At 71.6% G+C, this 14537-nt stretch carries 14 protein-coding genes; 6 read left to right on the forward strand and 8 right to left on the reverse strand.

The window, feature by feature from the left end:
• Positions 1-91: 91 nt before the first annotated feature.
• Entirely contained in the window at positions 92-1678 is a 1587-nt protein-coding gene (locus RR49_RS02665) for a DHA2 family efflux MFS transporter permease subunit (protein WP_045246468.1), read from the reverse strand.
• An 83-nt stretch (positions 1679-1761) separates the two neighbouring features.
• Here RR49_RS02665 and RR49_RS02670 point away from each other — a divergent pair, with 83 nt between their 5' ends.
• From RR49_RS02670 to RR49_RS02685, 4 genes are all read left to right on the forward strand, one after another.
• Positions 1762-2610, forward strand: a complete 849-nt coding sequence (locus RR49_RS02670; RefSeq protein ID WP_045246469.1) for an alpha/beta fold hydrolase — start codon at positions 1762-1764, stop codon at positions 2608-2610.
• Between the two features lie 95 nt (positions 2611-2705).
• On the forward strand, positions 2706-3755 hold the full coding sequence (gene lplAB, locus RR49_RS02675) for a lipoate-protein ligase LplAB (protein WP_045246474.1): 1050 nt from the start codon (positions 2706-2708) through the stop codon (positions 3753-3755).
• Positions 3734-4612, forward strand: a complete 879-nt coding sequence (locus RR49_RS02680; RefSeq protein WP_045246476.1) for a DNA-methyltransferase — start codon at positions 3734-3736, stop codon at positions 4610-4612. Before lplAB ends, RR49_RS02680 begins: the two co-directional genes overlap by 22 nt.
• Positions 4613-4638: 26 nt before the next feature.
• Positions 4639-5628 (forward strand): LLM class F420-dependent oxidoreductase, encoded by a 990-nt coding sequence (locus tag RR49_RS02685; RefSeq protein WP_045246478.1) that lies wholly within the window; start codon positions 4639-4641, stop codon positions 5626-5628.
• A gap of 56 nt (positions 5629-5684) precedes the next feature.
• On the opposite strand, the gene RR49_RS02690 is transcribed toward RR49_RS02685, so the two are convergent.
• From RR49_RS02690 to pgm, 3 genes are all read right to left on the reverse strand, one after another.
• Positions 5685-6464: an alpha/beta fold hydrolase gene (locus RR49_RS02690; RefSeq protein WP_045246480.1), complete on the reverse strand. Its 780-nt coding sequence runs from the start codon at positions 6462-6464 to the stop codon at positions 5685-5687.
• On the reverse strand, positions 6461-7447 hold the full coding sequence (galE, locus tag RR49_RS02695; RefSeq protein WP_045246481.1) for a UDP-glucose 4-epimerase GalE: 987 nt from the start codon (positions 7445-7447) through the stop codon (positions 6461-6463). The genes RR49_RS02690 and galE overlap by 4 nt, the downstream gene beginning before the upstream one ends.
• A 70-nt stretch (positions 7448-7517) precedes the next feature.
• Positions 7518-9158, reverse strand: a complete 1641-nt coding sequence (gene pgm, locus RR49_RS02700; RefSeq protein WP_045246483.1) for a phosphoglucomutase (alpha-D-glucose-1,6-bisphosphate-dependent) — start codon at positions 9156-9158, stop codon at positions 7518-7520.
• A 52-nt stretch (positions 9159-9210) separates the two neighbouring features.
• Between pgm and pheA the strand changes: the two genes are divergently transcribed.
• Positions 9211-10176: a prephenate dehydratase gene (pheA, locus tag RR49_RS02705; protein ID WP_048809362.1), complete on the forward strand. Its 966-nt coding sequence runs from the start codon at positions 9211-9213 to the stop codon at positions 10174-10176.
• Here pheA and RR49_RS02710 read toward each other — a convergent pair.
• The 4 genes from RR49_RS02710 to RR49_RS15800 all read right to left on the reverse strand — a co-directional run bounded on the left by RR49_RS02710 (position 10104) and on the right by RR49_RS15800 (position 14274).
• Positions 10104-11429: an MFS transporter gene (locus RR49_RS02710; RefSeq protein WP_048809363.1), complete on the reverse strand. Its 1326-nt coding sequence runs from the start codon at positions 11427-11429 to the stop codon at positions 10104-10106. The genes pheA and RR49_RS02710 overlap by 73 nt on opposite strands.
• Before the next feature lie 29 nt (positions 11430-11458).
• Positions 11459-12502 (reverse strand): LLM class flavin-dependent oxidoreductase, encoded by a 1044-nt coding sequence (locus RR49_RS02715; protein ID WP_157013137.1) that lies wholly within the window; start codon positions 12500-12502, stop codon positions 11459-11461.
• Positions 12503-12554: 52 nt separating this feature from the next.
• Positions 12555-13892: a cryptochrome/photolyase family protein gene (locus RR49_RS02720; protein ID WP_045246486.1), complete on the reverse strand. Its 1338-nt coding sequence runs from the start codon at positions 13890-13892 to the stop codon at positions 12555-12557.
• A 73-nt stretch (positions 13893-13965) separates the two neighbouring features.
• Positions 13966-14274, reverse strand: coding sequence for a hypothetical protein (locus tag RR49_RS15800; protein ID WP_045246488.1), 309 nt, complete (start codon positions 14272-14274; stop codon positions 13966-13968).
• 31 nt (positions 14275-14305) lie between these two features.
• On the opposite strand from RR49_RS15800, the gene RR49_RS15945 reads away from it, so the two are divergent.
• Positions 14306-14537 (forward strand): hypothetical protein (locus RR49_RS15945; RefSeq protein WP_211255131.1); only part of this gene is annotated, 232 nt, incomplete at its 3' end.

The raw sequence follows: 14537 nt of genomic DNA on the forward strand, positions 1-14537 counted from the left end.
TCGTTAGCCTAACAAATTAGCCATGCTAAGTAAATCTCAACGGCGCATCGCGCCTCCGCACCCGGAACGCGGTCACGCGGCAGGGCGTCGGTCAGCCCACGGCGGTCTCCGGGTCGCGGCGGCGTCCGAGCGCGATCGTCGCGAGCAGGCCGATCGCGAGGAACCCGGCCGCCGAGAAGGCGGAGAGGCGGGTGCCCTCGGAGAGAGCCGCCTTCGCATCGTCGGCGATCGCCGCCGTCTGCGGGTTCTCGGCGAGTCCCGCGATCGCCCCGCCGGCGGAGTCGACGACGGCGCTCACGATCTGGTCGCGCTGCGCCGATGGCACACCGGCGTCGTCGAGCTTCGCGCCGAGGATGCCCGCCGTCGAGGTGAACAGCACCGTGCCGAGGATCGCGATGCCGAGCGCGGAGCCCACCTGGCGCGAGGTCGACTGCGTGCCCGACCCCTGCCCGGACAGTTCGACCGGCACATCCTGCAGCACCACGCCGGTCAGCTGCGCGGTGGCGAGCCCCACGCCCATGCCGTAGACGAACAGCGCCGGCAGTAACCAGCCCCACGCGGCATCCGGTGCGACGACCCAGCCGACCGCGGCGATGCCGATGATCTCGAGCCCGATGCCGATGCGCACGATCGTCACGGGCGACACGCGACCGCTCGTCGCGCCGGCGAACCCGCTCGCCACGAACGAGCCGACGGCGAGGGCGAGCAGCACGAGACCTGTCTGCAGGGCGTCGAAGCCGAGCACGAACTGCAGCCACAGGGGGAGGGAGAGGATGATGCCGAACTCGCCGAGGGAGACGACCATCGCGGCGACGTTGCCGTTGCGGAACGACGAGATGCGGAACAGCGACAGCTCGAGCAGAGTGCCGTGCCCCTGCCGTGAGCGCCGGACCTCCCAGACGAGGAACGCGAGGAGCGCGAGCGCCGCGAGGGCGAAGGCGAAGGGGATGGGCGAGACGCCCCACGTCCACGTGACGCCGCCGATCCGCAGCTGCTGGTCGGTCGTCCACCAGCCGTAGGTGCGGCCCTCGATGAGCCCGAACACGAGGGCGCCGAACAGCACGACCGACAGGGCCGCACCGACGATGTCGAGGCCGCCGGTGCGGGTCTCGCGCGATTCGGCGATCGTGAGCAGCACACCGATGACGATCACGACGGCGAACGGGATGTTGATGCCGAACGCCCAGCGCCACGAGAAGTCGGTGGTCAGCCAGCCGCCGAGGAGGGGTCCGACGGCGGCCATGCCGCCGATGGTCGAGCCCCAGACCGCGAACGCGATCCCGCGCTCGCGGCCGCGGAAGGTGGCGTTCAGCAGCGAGAGCGTCGACGGCAGCATCATCGCGCCGCCGACCCCCTGCACGAGTCGCGCGGCGATGAGCGCGTCGCCCGAAGGGCTGAGGGCGGCGACGAGAGAGGAGAGGGCGAAGATCACGACGCCGATGAGCAGCATCCTCCGGCGACCGAAGCGATCGGCGAGGCTGCCGAACATCAGCAGCAGCGACGCGAACACGAGGGTGTAGGCCTCCTGCACCCATTGCACCTGGGTCGACGTGATGCCGAGCTCGTCGACGATCGAGGGGATCGCCACGTTCACGATCGTGGAGTCGACGATGATGAGCGCGACGGCGAGGCTGATGAAGACGAGTCCGAACCAGCGGCGGCGGGCAAGATCGGCCATTTAGCTCTCTTTTCTAGCGAACTTCAGTCATGCGAAGACTACGCCTGTCGCTGGCCGCCCACACCCGTCCCTAGACTCGGCACATGCCCGCGTTCGTCGATGCACACGGCGTCACCGTCGTCTACGACCACCACCCCGCCGTCACCACCCCGCGCGCCGTCGTGCAGCTGCTGCATGGCGTCGGCGAGCACGCCGGCCGGTACGGCGCCCTCATCGAGGCGCTGACCGCCGACGGCTACATCGTCTACGCCGACGATCACCGCGGCCACGGCCGTACCGGACTGCAGCAGTGGGGCGATCACGCCAAGCTCGGCCACCTCGGCGCCGGCGGCCACCCCGCTGCGGTCGCCGCCGTGTGGCAGCTCACCGGCATCATCCGGCGCGAGAACCCCGACCTGCCGCTCGTGCTGCTCGGGCACTCGTGGGGCTCGTTCCTCGCGCAGATCCTCGTCAACGAGCACCCCGACGCGTACGACGCGCTCGTGCTCTCCGGGTCGGCGCTGCGCCTGCCGGGCACCCTCAACGCCGGCGACCTCAACGCGCCGTGGAAGGCGCCCACCGCCAACGGCACGGAGTGGCTCTCGAGCGACCCGGCTGTCGGCCAGGCGTTCCTCGACGACCCGCTCACCGTCTCGGTGCCACTGCTGCGCCTGTTCGGTGTGATCGACGCCGCACGGCTGTTCGGGCGTCCGCGCAAGAACCTCGGTCGCGACATCCCGACCCTTCTCCTGGTGGGCAAGGAGGACACCGTCGGCGGACCCCGCAGCGTGCACAAGCTCGCCGACGCCTATCGCAGCCGCTCGGGCTTCACCGACGTGACCACGCTCGTCTACCCCGGCGGTCGTCACGAGATCTTCAACGAGGTCATGCAGCAGGACGTCCGCGGCGACCTGCTCGCCTGGCTCGACCGGCGCTTCGCGGCCCGCGACTGACGCGGGGCACCTGACATCGGCGCCCGGGGCCGATCGCCGAGCCGCGGGCGCGACCGGCGGGCCGCGGCATCCGTCGTCGTTCTAGGCTGAGAGCCGTGCACGGTGAGTACAAGGTCCCGGGGGGCAAGCTGGTCGTCGTCGACCTCGACGTCGAACATGGCCGCATCGCGAACGCCCACGTCGCGGGCGACTTCTTCCTCGAGCCCGACGATGCGCTCGCCTCGATCGACGCCGCGCTGAACGGCCTCCCCGAAGAGACGGATGCCGCGGCCATCGCGCAGGCGGTGCGATCGGCCCTTCCCGAGGGAGCCCAGCTGCTCGGCTTCACGCCCGAGTCGATCGGCACCGTCGTGCGCCGGGCGCTCGTGCGGGCTCCGGGCTGGAAGGACTTCGACTGGGAGGTGGTGCACGACGGACCGGTCTCGCCGCGCATGAACCTCGCGCTCGACGAGGTGCTCACGACCCGCGTCGGCGATGGGCGCCGCGCTCCCACCCTGCGCCTGTGGGAGTGGGACGAGTCGGCCGTCGTGATCGGCTCATTCCAGTCGCTGCGCAACGAGGTCGATCCGGCGGGCGCCGCGCGTCACGGCTTCGATGTCGTGCGCCGCATCTCGGGCGGCGGCGCGATGCTCATGGGCGCGAACTCGATCGTGACGTACTCGCTCTACGTGCCGGCGACGCTCGTGGCGGGCATGACGTTCGCCGACTCCTACGCGTTCCTTGACGACTGGGTGCTCGTGGCGCTGCGCTCACTCGGCATCGACGCGGTCTACCAGCCCCTCAACGACATCACGGGCCCGCACGGGAAGATCGGCGGCGCCGCGCAGAAGCGGCTCGCGAACGGCGGCGTGCTGCATCACGCGACCCTCAGCTACGACATGGACGGCCAGGTGATGACCGAGGTGCTGCGCATCGGCCGGGAGAAGCTGAGCGACAAGGGCACGGTCTCCGCGGCCAAGCGCGTCGACCCGCTGCGGAGCCAGACGGGGCTGTCGCGCGAGGAGATCATCGACCGCTTCATCGACACCTTCACAAACCTCTACGGCGCCCACGCCGGACATATCACCGAAGAGGAATACGCCGAGGCCGAGGCGCTCGTCGCGTCGAAGTTCGCGACGGACGCATGGCTGCACCGGGTGCCGTGACCGGCGACGTGGTCATCCATCAGGGCGACAACCTCGAGGTCGCACGCTCATTGCCGGCCGGCGCCTTCACCGTCGTCTACCTCGACCCGCCGTTCAACACCGGGCGCGAACGCACCCGTGCCGTCGAGACGGTGACGTGGGCGCGCGACGCCGAGGGTGAGACGGATGCCGCGACCCGCCGCGGCTTCCACGGTCGCGACTATGAGCGGCTCCGCGGCGACCTGCGCACCTACGACGACAGGTTCGACGACTACTGGGGGTTCCTCGAGCCGCGGCTCGTCGAGGCGTGGCGGCTGCTCGCCGACGACGGCACGCTGTACCTCCACCTCGACTACCGCGAGGTGCACTACGCGAAGGTGCTGCTCGACGCCCTCGTCGGTCGCGAACACTTCCTCAACGAGATCGTCTGGGCCTACGACTACGGCGGCAAGACGCGCCGCCGCTGGCCGCCGAAGCACGACACGATCCTCGTCTACGTGAAGGATCCCACCCGGTACTGGTTCGACGCCGACGCGGTCGACCGTGAGCCCTACATGGCGCCCGGGCTCGTCACCCCCGAGAAGGCCGCGCGCGGCAAGCTCCCGACGGACGTCTGGTGGCACACGATCGTGCCGACGACCGGGCGGGAGAAGACCGGGTATCCCACGCAGAAGCCCGAGGGGGTGCTGCGGCGGATCGTCGCGGCATCCAGCCGGCCGGGCGACACCGTTCTCGACCTCTTCGCCGGCAGCGGAACGACCGGGGCGGTGGCAGCGGCCCTCGGCCGCCACGCGGTGCTCGTCGACGACAACCCCGAGGCGATCGCGGTGATGAGGGCGCGGATGCCCCGGGCCCGCCTCGCGACCGACGTGCCATGAGCGGCGCCCGGCCCTAACCTGGTTCGGTGCGTTTCGGAATCTTCATCCCCCAAGGCTGGCGTCACGACCTCGTCGACATCGATCCCGCGGACCATTGGCGGGTGATGGCCTCGCTCGCGCAGCGCGCGGACGAGGGCACCGCCTGGGAGTCCATCTGGGTCTACGACCACTTCCACACCGTTCCGGTGCCGAGCGAGGAGGCCACCCACGAGGCGTGGACGCTGATGTCGGCGTTCGCGGCCTCGACCGGCCGCATCCGTCTCGGCCAGATGTGCACGTGCACCGGCTACCGCAATCCGGCCTACCTCGCGAAGGTCGCCGCGACGGTCGATGTGATCTCGGGCGGGCGTCTCGAGATGGGCATCGGCGCCGGCTGGTACGAGCACGAATGGCGCGCATACGGCTACGGATTCCCGGATGCCCCGCAGCGACTGCGTCAGCTCGGCGAGGGCGTGGAGATCATGACGCGTGCGTGGCGGGACGGCGAGGTCACGTTCTCGGGTCGCGAGTACCAGGTCGACGGCGCGATCGTGCGCCCGCTTCCGCTGCAGCAGGGCGGCATCCCGTTGTGGGTCGCCGGCGGCGGCGAGAAGGTCACGCTGAAGATCGCCGCGAAGCACGCGCAGTACACGAACTTCAGCTCCGATCCCGAGACATTCGTGCGCAAGCGCGACATCCTGCATTCTCACTGCGCAGCGATCGGGCGCGACCCGCGCGAGATCACGCTGAGCGCCAACTTCTCCACCGTCGTCGCGGCGACCGATGCGGAGGTCGCCGACCGACTCGACGCGATCGAGGCGCGGCTCGCGCCCTACCTCGGTGACGCGATCGGCGGCTACATGGCCGAATACCGCTCGGGCGCGGCGCTCGTGGGTACGCCCGCGATGATCGTCGAGCGGCTGCGCGCGCTGCAGGCCGAGGGACTTGCGTACGCGATCCACTACTTCCCCGAGCACGCCTACGACCGCACCGGTGTCGACCTGTTCGAGCGCGAGGTCGTGCCGGCCCTGCGCTGACGCGGCGGCGCCGGGCACGGCCGGCCGGCGCCATGCGGGCGGCGCCCGGTCGGCGCTCAGCCGCGCACGAAGTCGACGATCGCCGCGAGGGCGGCCTCGGTGTCGAGCTGCGGGGCGTGACGGGCGCCGGGCACCTCGACCAGGGTGGCGCCGGGCACGGATGCCGCCACGCGCCGCCCGTTCTCGGGAGGCGTGATGCGGTCGTCGGCGCCGTGCACGACGAGCGTGGGCGCCGTGATGCGCGCGAGCTCATCCCACGCGTCGTGCGTCGACGACGCCTGGAAGTGGCCCCGGCGCACCGGGATCGCCGCGTCGCGGCGGGTGAACAGCGAGATCGCGTGTGGATTGTCGGCGATGTAGGCGTCGGAGAAGAAATAGGGCGCGAGCACATCGCCGGTGCCGTTCGCGAGCGCGGAGGTGGCGGCATCCTCTCGGCGCATCCCCCGCGCATCGCCGCCCGTCGTCGACACCAGCACGAGCCGGTCGACGAGCTCCGGGCGGTCGATGGCGAGCCACTGCGCGACCCGGCCCCCCATCGAGTGCCCGATCACCGCCGCGGGCGCGATGTCGAGTGCCTCGATCACGGTGGCCGCATCGCGGGCGAGCGACCGCGTCGACCATTCGGTCGCCTCGCCCACCGTGCTCCCGCCGATCCCGCGGTGGTCGTAGACAGTGACTCGCCCGACAGCGGTGAGTGCGGGCAGCACCGGATCCCACGACGTCACGCTCACCCCTTGGCCGGCGATCAGCAGCAGTTCGCGCGTCCCGGCGCCGGTCTGACGCCAGGCGAGGTCGGCGCCGTCGGCGGTGGTGACGACACCGGCGCGGTCGCTCACGCGGGCGCGGTCGCCGCGCGGCGGGCGTCCCAGCCCGAGCGCACCATCTCATCGACGGTGTAGCGCATGCGCCAGTCGAGGTCGCGTGCGGCCAGGTCTCCGGTCGCGACGATGCGATCGGGGTCGCCGCTGCGCCGCGGCCCGATCTCGGGGGCGAAGTCGACGCCCGTCACGCGGGCCACGGCGGTCATGATCTCCTTGACCGACAGGCCGTTCTGGGAGCCGAGGTTGTAGGCCGGCTCGACCGGTTCTCCGGCGGCCAGTCGTCGCGCGGCGACGACATGGGCTGAGGCGATGTCCGCGACGTGCACATAGTCGCGCACGTTCGTGCCGTCCGGGGTGTCGTAGTCGTCACCGTTGATGCGGGGCACTTCGCCGGCGATCAGCTTCTCGAAGACGATCGGGAACAGGTTGTGGGGGCTCACGTCGTACACGCTCGGGTCGCCCGATCCGACGACGTTGAAGTAGCGCAGAGAGGTGTGCCGCAGCGGATGCTCCGTCCCGGCCGTCGCGATCCCCTGGTCACGGATCAGCCACTCGCCGATCAGCTTCGACTCGCCGTAGGGCGACGCGGGGCGTTTGGGCAGGTCCTCGGTGACGAGCGGAACGTCGGGGGTGCCGTAGACGGCGGCGCTCGACGAGAACACGAGGTTGGTGACGTTCGCCGCCGCCATCGCGGCGAGCACGACACGCGTGCCGTCGACGTTCTGCTCGTACGTGTGCAGGGGACGCTGCACGGAGACGCCCGCGTACTTGTAGCCGGCGACGTGGATGACCCCCGTCACGTCATGATCCCGCAACGCGCTCTCGACCAGCTCGCGGTTGAGGATCGAGCCCCGCACGAACGCGACGCCGTCGGGCACGAAGGAGGCGACGCCGCTCGACAGGTCGTCGAGCACGACGGGGGTCAGCCCGTCGGTGGCGAGGGCGCGGACGATGTGGGCACCGATGTATCCGGCACCGCCGGTGACAAGCCAGCTCATGCGTCCATCCTGGCAGGCGCGCCCGACGCTCGCGTCCGCGCCGGTGCTGCGCTCAGACGGATGCCGCGGCTCAGCCGCCGAGCGCGGCCGTGACGACCTCGCGCGCCTGCTCCTGCACCTCGCGCAGGTGCGCCTCTCCGCGCAGCGACTCGGCGTAGAGCTTGTAGACGTCCTCCGTGCCCGACGGGCGCGCCGCGAACCAGGCGTGCTCGGTGACGACCTTCAGCCCGCCGATCGCCGCACCGTTGCCGGGCGCGTGCGACACCTTGGCCACGATCTCCTCGCCGGCGAGGGTGGTCGCGGTGACCGCCTCGGGGGCGAGCTTCGCGAGCGCCGCCTTCTGGGACGGGGTGGCCGCGGCATCCACGCGCTGGTAGACCGACGACCCGTAGGTCTCCTCGAGCTCGGCGTAGCGCTGCGACGGGGTCTTCCCGGTGACCGCGAGGATCTCGGCGGCGAGCAGGCACAGCAGGATGCCGTCCTTGTCGGTCGTCCAGACGCTGCCGTCCATGCGCAGGAACGATGCGCCCGCCGACTCCTCGCCGCCGAACGCGACCGACCCGTCGAGCAGGCCCGGCACGAACCACTTGAACCCGACCGGCACCTCGTACAGGTCGCGGCCGAGCGCCTCGACCACACGGTCGATGATCATCGACGAGACGAGCGTCTTGCCGACGGCCGCGGCATCCGACCAGCCGGGACGGTGCGAGAACAGGTAGTCGATCGCGACCGCCAGGTAGTGGTTCGGGTTCATGAGACCCGCATCGGGGGTGACGATGCCGTGGCGGTCGGCGTCGGCGTCGTTGCCGGTGAGCAGGTCGTACTCGTCGCGGCGGGCGACGAGCGAGGCCATCGCCGAGGGGGAGGAGGGATCCATCCGGATCTTCTCGTCCCAGTCGAGGGTCATGAACCTCCAGGTGGGGTCGACCTCGGGGTTCACGACGGTGAGGTCGATCCCGTAGTGCTCGGCGATCAGCGCCCAGTAGTCGACCGAGGCCCCGCCCAGCGGGTCGGCGCCGATGCGGACGCCGGCCTTCTTGATGGCGGCGATGTCGATGATCGAGTCGAGGTCGCGCACGTACGCCTCGCGGAAGTCGTACTCGCCGAGCGCGTCGCCGTCGATGTCGGAGTAGCGCGTGCGGCGCACGCCCTCGAGCCCGTCGGCGATGAGGGCGTTCGCGCGGTCGGCGATCCATCCGGTCGCGTCGGTGTCGGCGGGACCGCCGTGGGGCGGGTTGTACTTGAAGCCGCCGTCGCGGGGCGGGTTGTGGCTCGGGGTGACGACGATGCCGTCCGCTCGACCCGGGTCGGAGTCCTCGCGGCCCCGGTTGTAGGTGAGGATGGCGTGGCTGAGTGCCGGGGTCGGCACCCATGAGTCGCGGGAGTCGACGCGCACGTCGACGCCGTTCGCGACCAGCACTTCGATGGCGGTGCGCTCGGCGGGAAGGCTCAGGCCGTGGGTGTCGCGCCCGAGGAAGAGGGGCCCGGCGATGCCCTGCGCGGCGCGGTAGTCGACGATCGCCTGGGTGGTCGCGAGGATGTGGGTCTCGGTGAAGCTCGTCGACAGGCTCGAGCCGCGGTGCCCGCTGGTGCCGAAGGCGACCCGCTGCTCCGGCACGGTCGGGTCGGGGATGCGGTCGTAGTAGGCGGAGATCAGTTCATCGACGTCGATCAGATCGGATGCTTCGGCGGGCTGTCCAGCGCGGCTCATGCGCACAGTCTGACACCCGCGCGCATGTTCTGCGCGGCTAGGCTGTGTCCCCGTGACGATCGACGCGCCCGAGGCCGATGCCCCTCGCCGCACCTACAGCTACCTCGGCCCCGCCGGAACCTTCACGGAGGCCGCCCTCGCTCAGGTGCCGGAGGCGCGCGAGCACGTGTGGCGCCCCGTGCGCAATGTGGGCGAGGCGCTCGCCGACGTGGTCGAGGGTCGGTCCGACGCAGCGATGATCGCGATCGAGAACTCGGTCGACGGTGGCGTCTCCACCGCGCAGGATGCCCTCGCGACGACGCCGGGCCTGCGCATCGTGGGCGAATACCTCGTCCCGGTGCGTTTCGTGCTGGTCGGCCGCCCCGGCAGCCGGCTCGAGGACGTGTCGCTGATCGCGGCCCACCCGGTCGCCTACGCGCAGAGCCTGCGCTGGTTGAGCGAGACCCTTCCGGCGCACGCGCACATTCCCGCGGCGAGCAACGTGGCCAGCGCGCTGGGGCTGCTCGACGGGTCGAGTCCCGCGGACGCGGCCATCGCCCCGCCGGGCATCACCGAGCATCACGAACTCGAGGTGCTCGCCGAGGACATCGGCGACAACCCCAACGCCGTGACCCGGTTCGTGCTGGTCAGCCGCACGGTCGCACCGCCGGCGCCGACGGGTGCCGACAAGACCTCGCTCATCGTCGAGCTCCCCGAGGACCACCCCGGCGCGCTGCTCGAGCTTCTCGAGCAGTTCGCCACCCGTGGCATCAACCTTTCGCTGCTGGCCTCGCGTCCGGTGGGCGACGAGCTGGGCCGCTACCGCTTCGTGATCGACGCCGATGGGCACATCCGCGATGAGCGCATGGCCGACGCGCTCATGGGCCTGCGCCGGTTCAGCCCGAAGGTGATCTTCCTCGGGTCGTACGCCCGAGCAGACCGCGCGATCGTGCACTACCCCGACCGCTACTCCGACGAGGTGTTCGTCGAGGCGCGGGACTGGCTGCGCGGGCTCGTGAGCGGCGAGCCGGAGGACTGACCCGCCCGCCGCGGCGTGAAGAACACGTACACGACCGTGCTCACCGCGACGAGTACGAGCACGTAGCCGGTGAACCCCAGGGTCCCGCCGCCCGCCGCGCTCGCGTGATAGATCATGGGCGCCGTGCCGCCGAAGAGCGAGTTGGCGATCGCGTACCCGAACCCGACGCCCAGAGCACGCACCTCGGGTGGGAACGCCTCCGCCTTGGCGACCGTGTTGACCGACAGGTAGCCGGCGAGCACGACGAAGCCGCCGACGAGCAGCCCGAGCAGAGTCCAAGGTGACGACGTCTGCGGCACGAGCCACAGCAGCGGCACCGTCGTCACGAGCGCGCCGACGCGGAAGAAGACGAGCAACGCGCGCCAGCCGATGCGATCGCTCAGCGCGCCGCCGATCGGCTGCAGCAGCATGAGCACCACGAGGGCCACGAGAACGGATGCCGCGGCCGCCGTCTCGGCCGCAGCCCCGCCCGCGGCGAACGCGCTGTCGCGGGCGAGGGTCGGGAGGGTGACGGTATCGGTGTAGAAGACGACGGTGCCGCCCGCCGTCATGAGGATGACCCAGACGAGCGCCCCGGTGTGCTCGCGCAGCAGCACGCGCATCGATCCGCCCTGAGCGCGGGCGGCGTTCTCTGCGCGGAGCGGGATCGCGAGGAGCGAGGCGACGGCGGCCAGGGCCGCGACCGCGAACACGGCGCGCCAGCCCCACGCCGCGATCGCGGGCCGGTCGACGGTGACGAGGAGGACCAGCAGGGCCGCCTGGGCGAGCACCTGGCCGCCGACGATGGTCGCGCTCTGCAGCGAGGAGAACAGGCCGCGGAGGCCGGCGGGGGCGAGTTCGGCGAGGTAGACGGCGGATGCCGCGTACTCGCCGCCTGCGGCGATGCCCTGAACGAGGCTCGCGACGAGCAGCACGACGGCGGCTCCCGCGCCGATCGCGGCGTGCGTCGGGCTCAGGGCGAGGACGAGCGTGCACACGGCCATGAGCAGCACGCTGGCGCGCAGCGCCCGGGCTCGGCCGCGGCGGTCGGCGAGGCGCCCGAACAGCCACGAGCCGAGCGGGCGTGCGGCGAATGCGAGGGCGAACGCGCCGTAGACGAACACGAGGGCGTGTGCGTCGTCGGCGGCGAAGAACTCGTGACGGAAGTAGGGCGCGAACGTCGCGTAGGCGTACAGATTCAGCCACTGGGCGAGGTTCGGCAGCGATGCCCGCACGACGGCCCCGCCGAATCCCCTCCCGCGCTCGCCGCCCACGGCATCACCCTAGAGGGCGAGGGAGCTGCTCACTCGGCGAGCGGCGCGAGCAGCTCGAGGGTGCGGGCACGGCCGGGTGCGGCATCCATCGGCTCGTCGTCGTGGGCGCCCGCGACGGGCGAGATCATGACCTCGTCGAGCCCGTGTCGCGCCGCGAAATCGGAGAGGCGGCGGCGCACGTCGTCGCCGTCGCCGATGAACCAGGTCGATTCCGCCCACGCGCGGAAAGGCGCCGACAGGCCGTCCTCGGCCTCGGCGGCGGCCGCCTGCTCGACCGTCTCGAGGGCGATGAGAGGGCGGCCCGAGCGCAGCCGCGCCATCATGCGGATCTGCGGCAGCGCGCGTGCCGCTGCCTCGACCGCGGTGTCGGCCGCGACGACGTTGGCGGTGAGGAAGGTCACGGGTGCCGGCTGCTGCTCGCTCGGCTGGTACTGCTCGCGGTACAGCGACAGTGCGCGCTCGAGGCCGTCGCCCGAGAAGTGGTTGGCGAACACGTACGGCAGGCCCATCGAGGCGGCGAGCTGCGCCGAGTAGTCGCTCGACCCGAGCAGCCACACCTGCGGCTGCGACGTCGCGGCCGGGGTGGCGGTCACACCGTACGTGCCACCAGAGGTGAACTGCACGGTCGCGCCCTGCGGGCTCGTGATCGAGAGGATGTCGCGGATGTGGTCGGGGAAGCGCTCCACGTCGCTCGTCGTGCCCGAGCGGTGCAGCAGCTGGGTGATGACCGGGTCGCTGCCGGGCGCGCGCCCGATTCCGAGGTCGATGCGGCCGGGCGCGAGGGCCTCGAGCGCCGCGAACTGCTCGGCGACGACGAGCGGCGAGTGGTTGGGAAGCATGACGCCGCCCGAACCCACCCGGATGCGCGACGTGCGGGCCGCGGCCGCGGCGATCAGCACGGGCGGCGTCGTCGAGGCGACGGCCGGCATGTTGTGGTGCTCGGCGAACCAGTAGCGCGTGTAGCCGAGCTCGTCGGCGCGGTGGGCGAGCGAGAGGGATGCCGCGACCGCCGCGGCGCTCGTCTGGTGGGTGCGCACGGGCACGAGGTCGAGGACGGAAAGGGCGGTGCTCATCGTGTGCTGCAACGGGGAGGCCGCGGCATCCATTCCCCGGCCGCCCGTGCCGTCAGGCGCGGGAGCGCTTCACCTCGTCGTAGGCCGCCAGGGCGGCGCGCCGCGTGTCGCCGAGGTCGACGAGCGGCGGCACGTCGGCCCAATCGGGCGCCCAGCGGTCGATGTAGCGGTGCTGCGGGTCGAACTTCTGCGCCTGGGTCTCGGGGTTGAAGATGCGGAAGTAGGGTGCCGCGTCGGCACCGGAGCCCGCGACCCACTGCCAGTTGAACGGGTTCGCCGCCTCGTCGGCGTCGACGAGGGTGTCCCAGAACCACTCCTCGCCGCGCCGCCAGTCGATGAGCAGGTTCTTGATGAGGAATGATGCCGCGACCATCCGCACCCGGTTGTGCATGACCCCGGTGTGCCACAGCTCCCGCATGCCGGCATCGACCAGGGCGATGCCGGTGCGGCCGTGCTGCCAGGCGTGCAGCGCCGCCGGATGCGGTCGCGGCCACGGGAAGGCATCGAACTCGCGCCGCAGGTTCTCGGTGTGCAGGTCGGGGGCGTGGAAGAGGGTGTGCCAGGCGAACTCGCGCCAGCCGATCTCCGAGAGGAACCGCTCGGTGTCCTTCCCGGATGCCGCGGCCGCATGCCACACCTGGTGCGGGCTCAGCTCACCCCACCGCATCCGCGGCGACAGCCCCGAGGTGACGCCGGCGGCCGGCTCGTCGCGCGCACGGTCGTAGTCGTCCACGTCGTCGGCGAGGAACGCGTCGAGGCGCCGGTGCGCGGCGATCTCGCCCGGCTCCCACGTCTCCCGCAGCCCGCCCGCCCAGTCGGGGTTCGTCGGCAGCAGCGCCCAGTCGTCGAGCGCGTCGCTTCGGGGGAGCGTCTGCGGCGCGACGATCTCGCGGGGCTCGGGCAGCGGCGCGCGCGGCGCCGGCAAGTGCAGGCAGGCGCGCCAGAACGGCGTGAAGACGGCGTAGTGCCCGCCCGACCCGGTGCGCACCGTCCACGGCTCGAACAGCAGCGATGCGGCGAACGAGGCGACCTCGACACCGTCGTCCCGCAGCCGTGCCTTCAGGGCGGTGTCCATCTCGCGCGCAGGTCCGCCGTAGCGGCGGTTCCAGAAGACGGCGGATGCCGCGGCATCCTGCACGACCTGCGGCACCACCTCGCGAGCGCGGCCCCGGCGCAGTACGAGGGCGCCGCCGCGCTCGCGCAGGCGCTCTCCGAGGTCGGCGAGCGAGTGGTGCAGCCACCAGCGGGCCGCGCCGCCGAGGGGCCGCACCTTCTCCGATGTGTCGAGCACGTAGAGGCCGATCACCGGTTCTCCGCGGTCGACGGCCGCGCGCAGGGCGGGGTTGTCGGCGAGGCGCAGGTCGTCGCGGAACCAGACGATCGAGGTCATGCCATGACCGTACGGCCGAGATGCGGCCGCTGCCGAGGGTTGACACCGACAGTGGATGCCTGCCGCCGCTCGCTCACGTGAACTGATCGATGTTCAGCACGAGGGGGCGCGAGAGCCGGCCGTCGACGGTCGCGATGACGGTGATGGTCGCCAGGCGGAGCGCGATCGGGTCGAGTCCGTCGACGGAGACGTAGACCGTGCTGCCGAGTCGTAACACCTCGGTGCCGGTGCGATCGAGAGCGGTGACCGACACCGTCGCTCCCGGCGGCACGTCGACGGCGAAGAAGAGGCTGTCGGTTGTGGCGCCGTGGACCCACAGCCCGCCGCGGAACTGCGGTGTGGCGGGAACGGTCGGTGTCGACCCGTCGACTCCTGACGGCACCGTGGGAGTCGGAGTCGGAGTCGGAGTCGGAGTGGGGGTCGGAGTGGGAGTCGGGGTCGGAGTGGGAGTCGGCGTCGGCGTCGGCGTTGGGGTCGGGGTCGGCGTGGGGCTCGCCGTCTGCGCCGGCATCGGTGTCGGGCTCGCGTCTCGGATCGGGCTCGCCGAGGGCTCCGCCTCCGGTTCGGGCGACGGGTCAGCCGCGCGCGAAGGGGTGGTCTGGCCGCGGTCCGCCGGGCTCGGCGACGGTATGGCGGGGGTGGAAG

The sequence above is a fragment of the Microbacterium ginsengisoli genome, assembly GCF_000956535.1.
In the GTDB taxonomy this organism is placed as follows: domain Bacteria; phylum Actinomycetota; class Actinomycetes; order Actinomycetales; family Microbacteriaceae; genus Microbacterium; species Microbacterium ginsengisoli.

Excerpts from the sequence above, each read along its gene's own strand:
- RR49_RS02665 (WP_045246468.1), bottom strand. The coding sequence starts at position 1,678 with ATGGCCGATCTTGCCCGCCGCCGCTGGTTCGGACTCGTCTTCATCAGC.
- RR49_RS02670 (WP_045246469.1), top strand. The coding sequence starts at position 1,762 with ATGCCCGCGTTCGTCGATGCACACGGCGTCACCGTCGTCTACGACCAC.
- RR49_RS02680 (WP_045246476.1), top strand. The coding sequence starts at position 3,734 with ATGGCTGCACCGGGTGCCGTGACCGGCGACGTGGTCATCCATCAGGGC.
- galE (WP_045246481.1), bottom strand. The coding sequence starts at position 7,447 with ATGAGCTGGCTTGTCACCGGCGGTGCCGGATACATCGGTGCCCACATC.
- pgm (WP_045246483.1), bottom strand. The coding sequence starts at position 9,158 with ATGAGCCGCGCTGGACAGCCCGCCGAAGCATCCGATCTGATCGACGTC.
- RR49_RS02715 (WP_157013137.1), bottom strand. The coding sequence starts at position 12,502 with ATGAGCACCGCCCTTTCCGTCCTCGACCTCGTGCCCGTGCGCACCCAC.
- RR49_RS02720 (WP_045246486.1), bottom strand. The coding sequence starts at position 13,892 with ATGACCTCGATCGTCTGGTTCCGCGACGACCTGCGCCTCGCCGACAAC.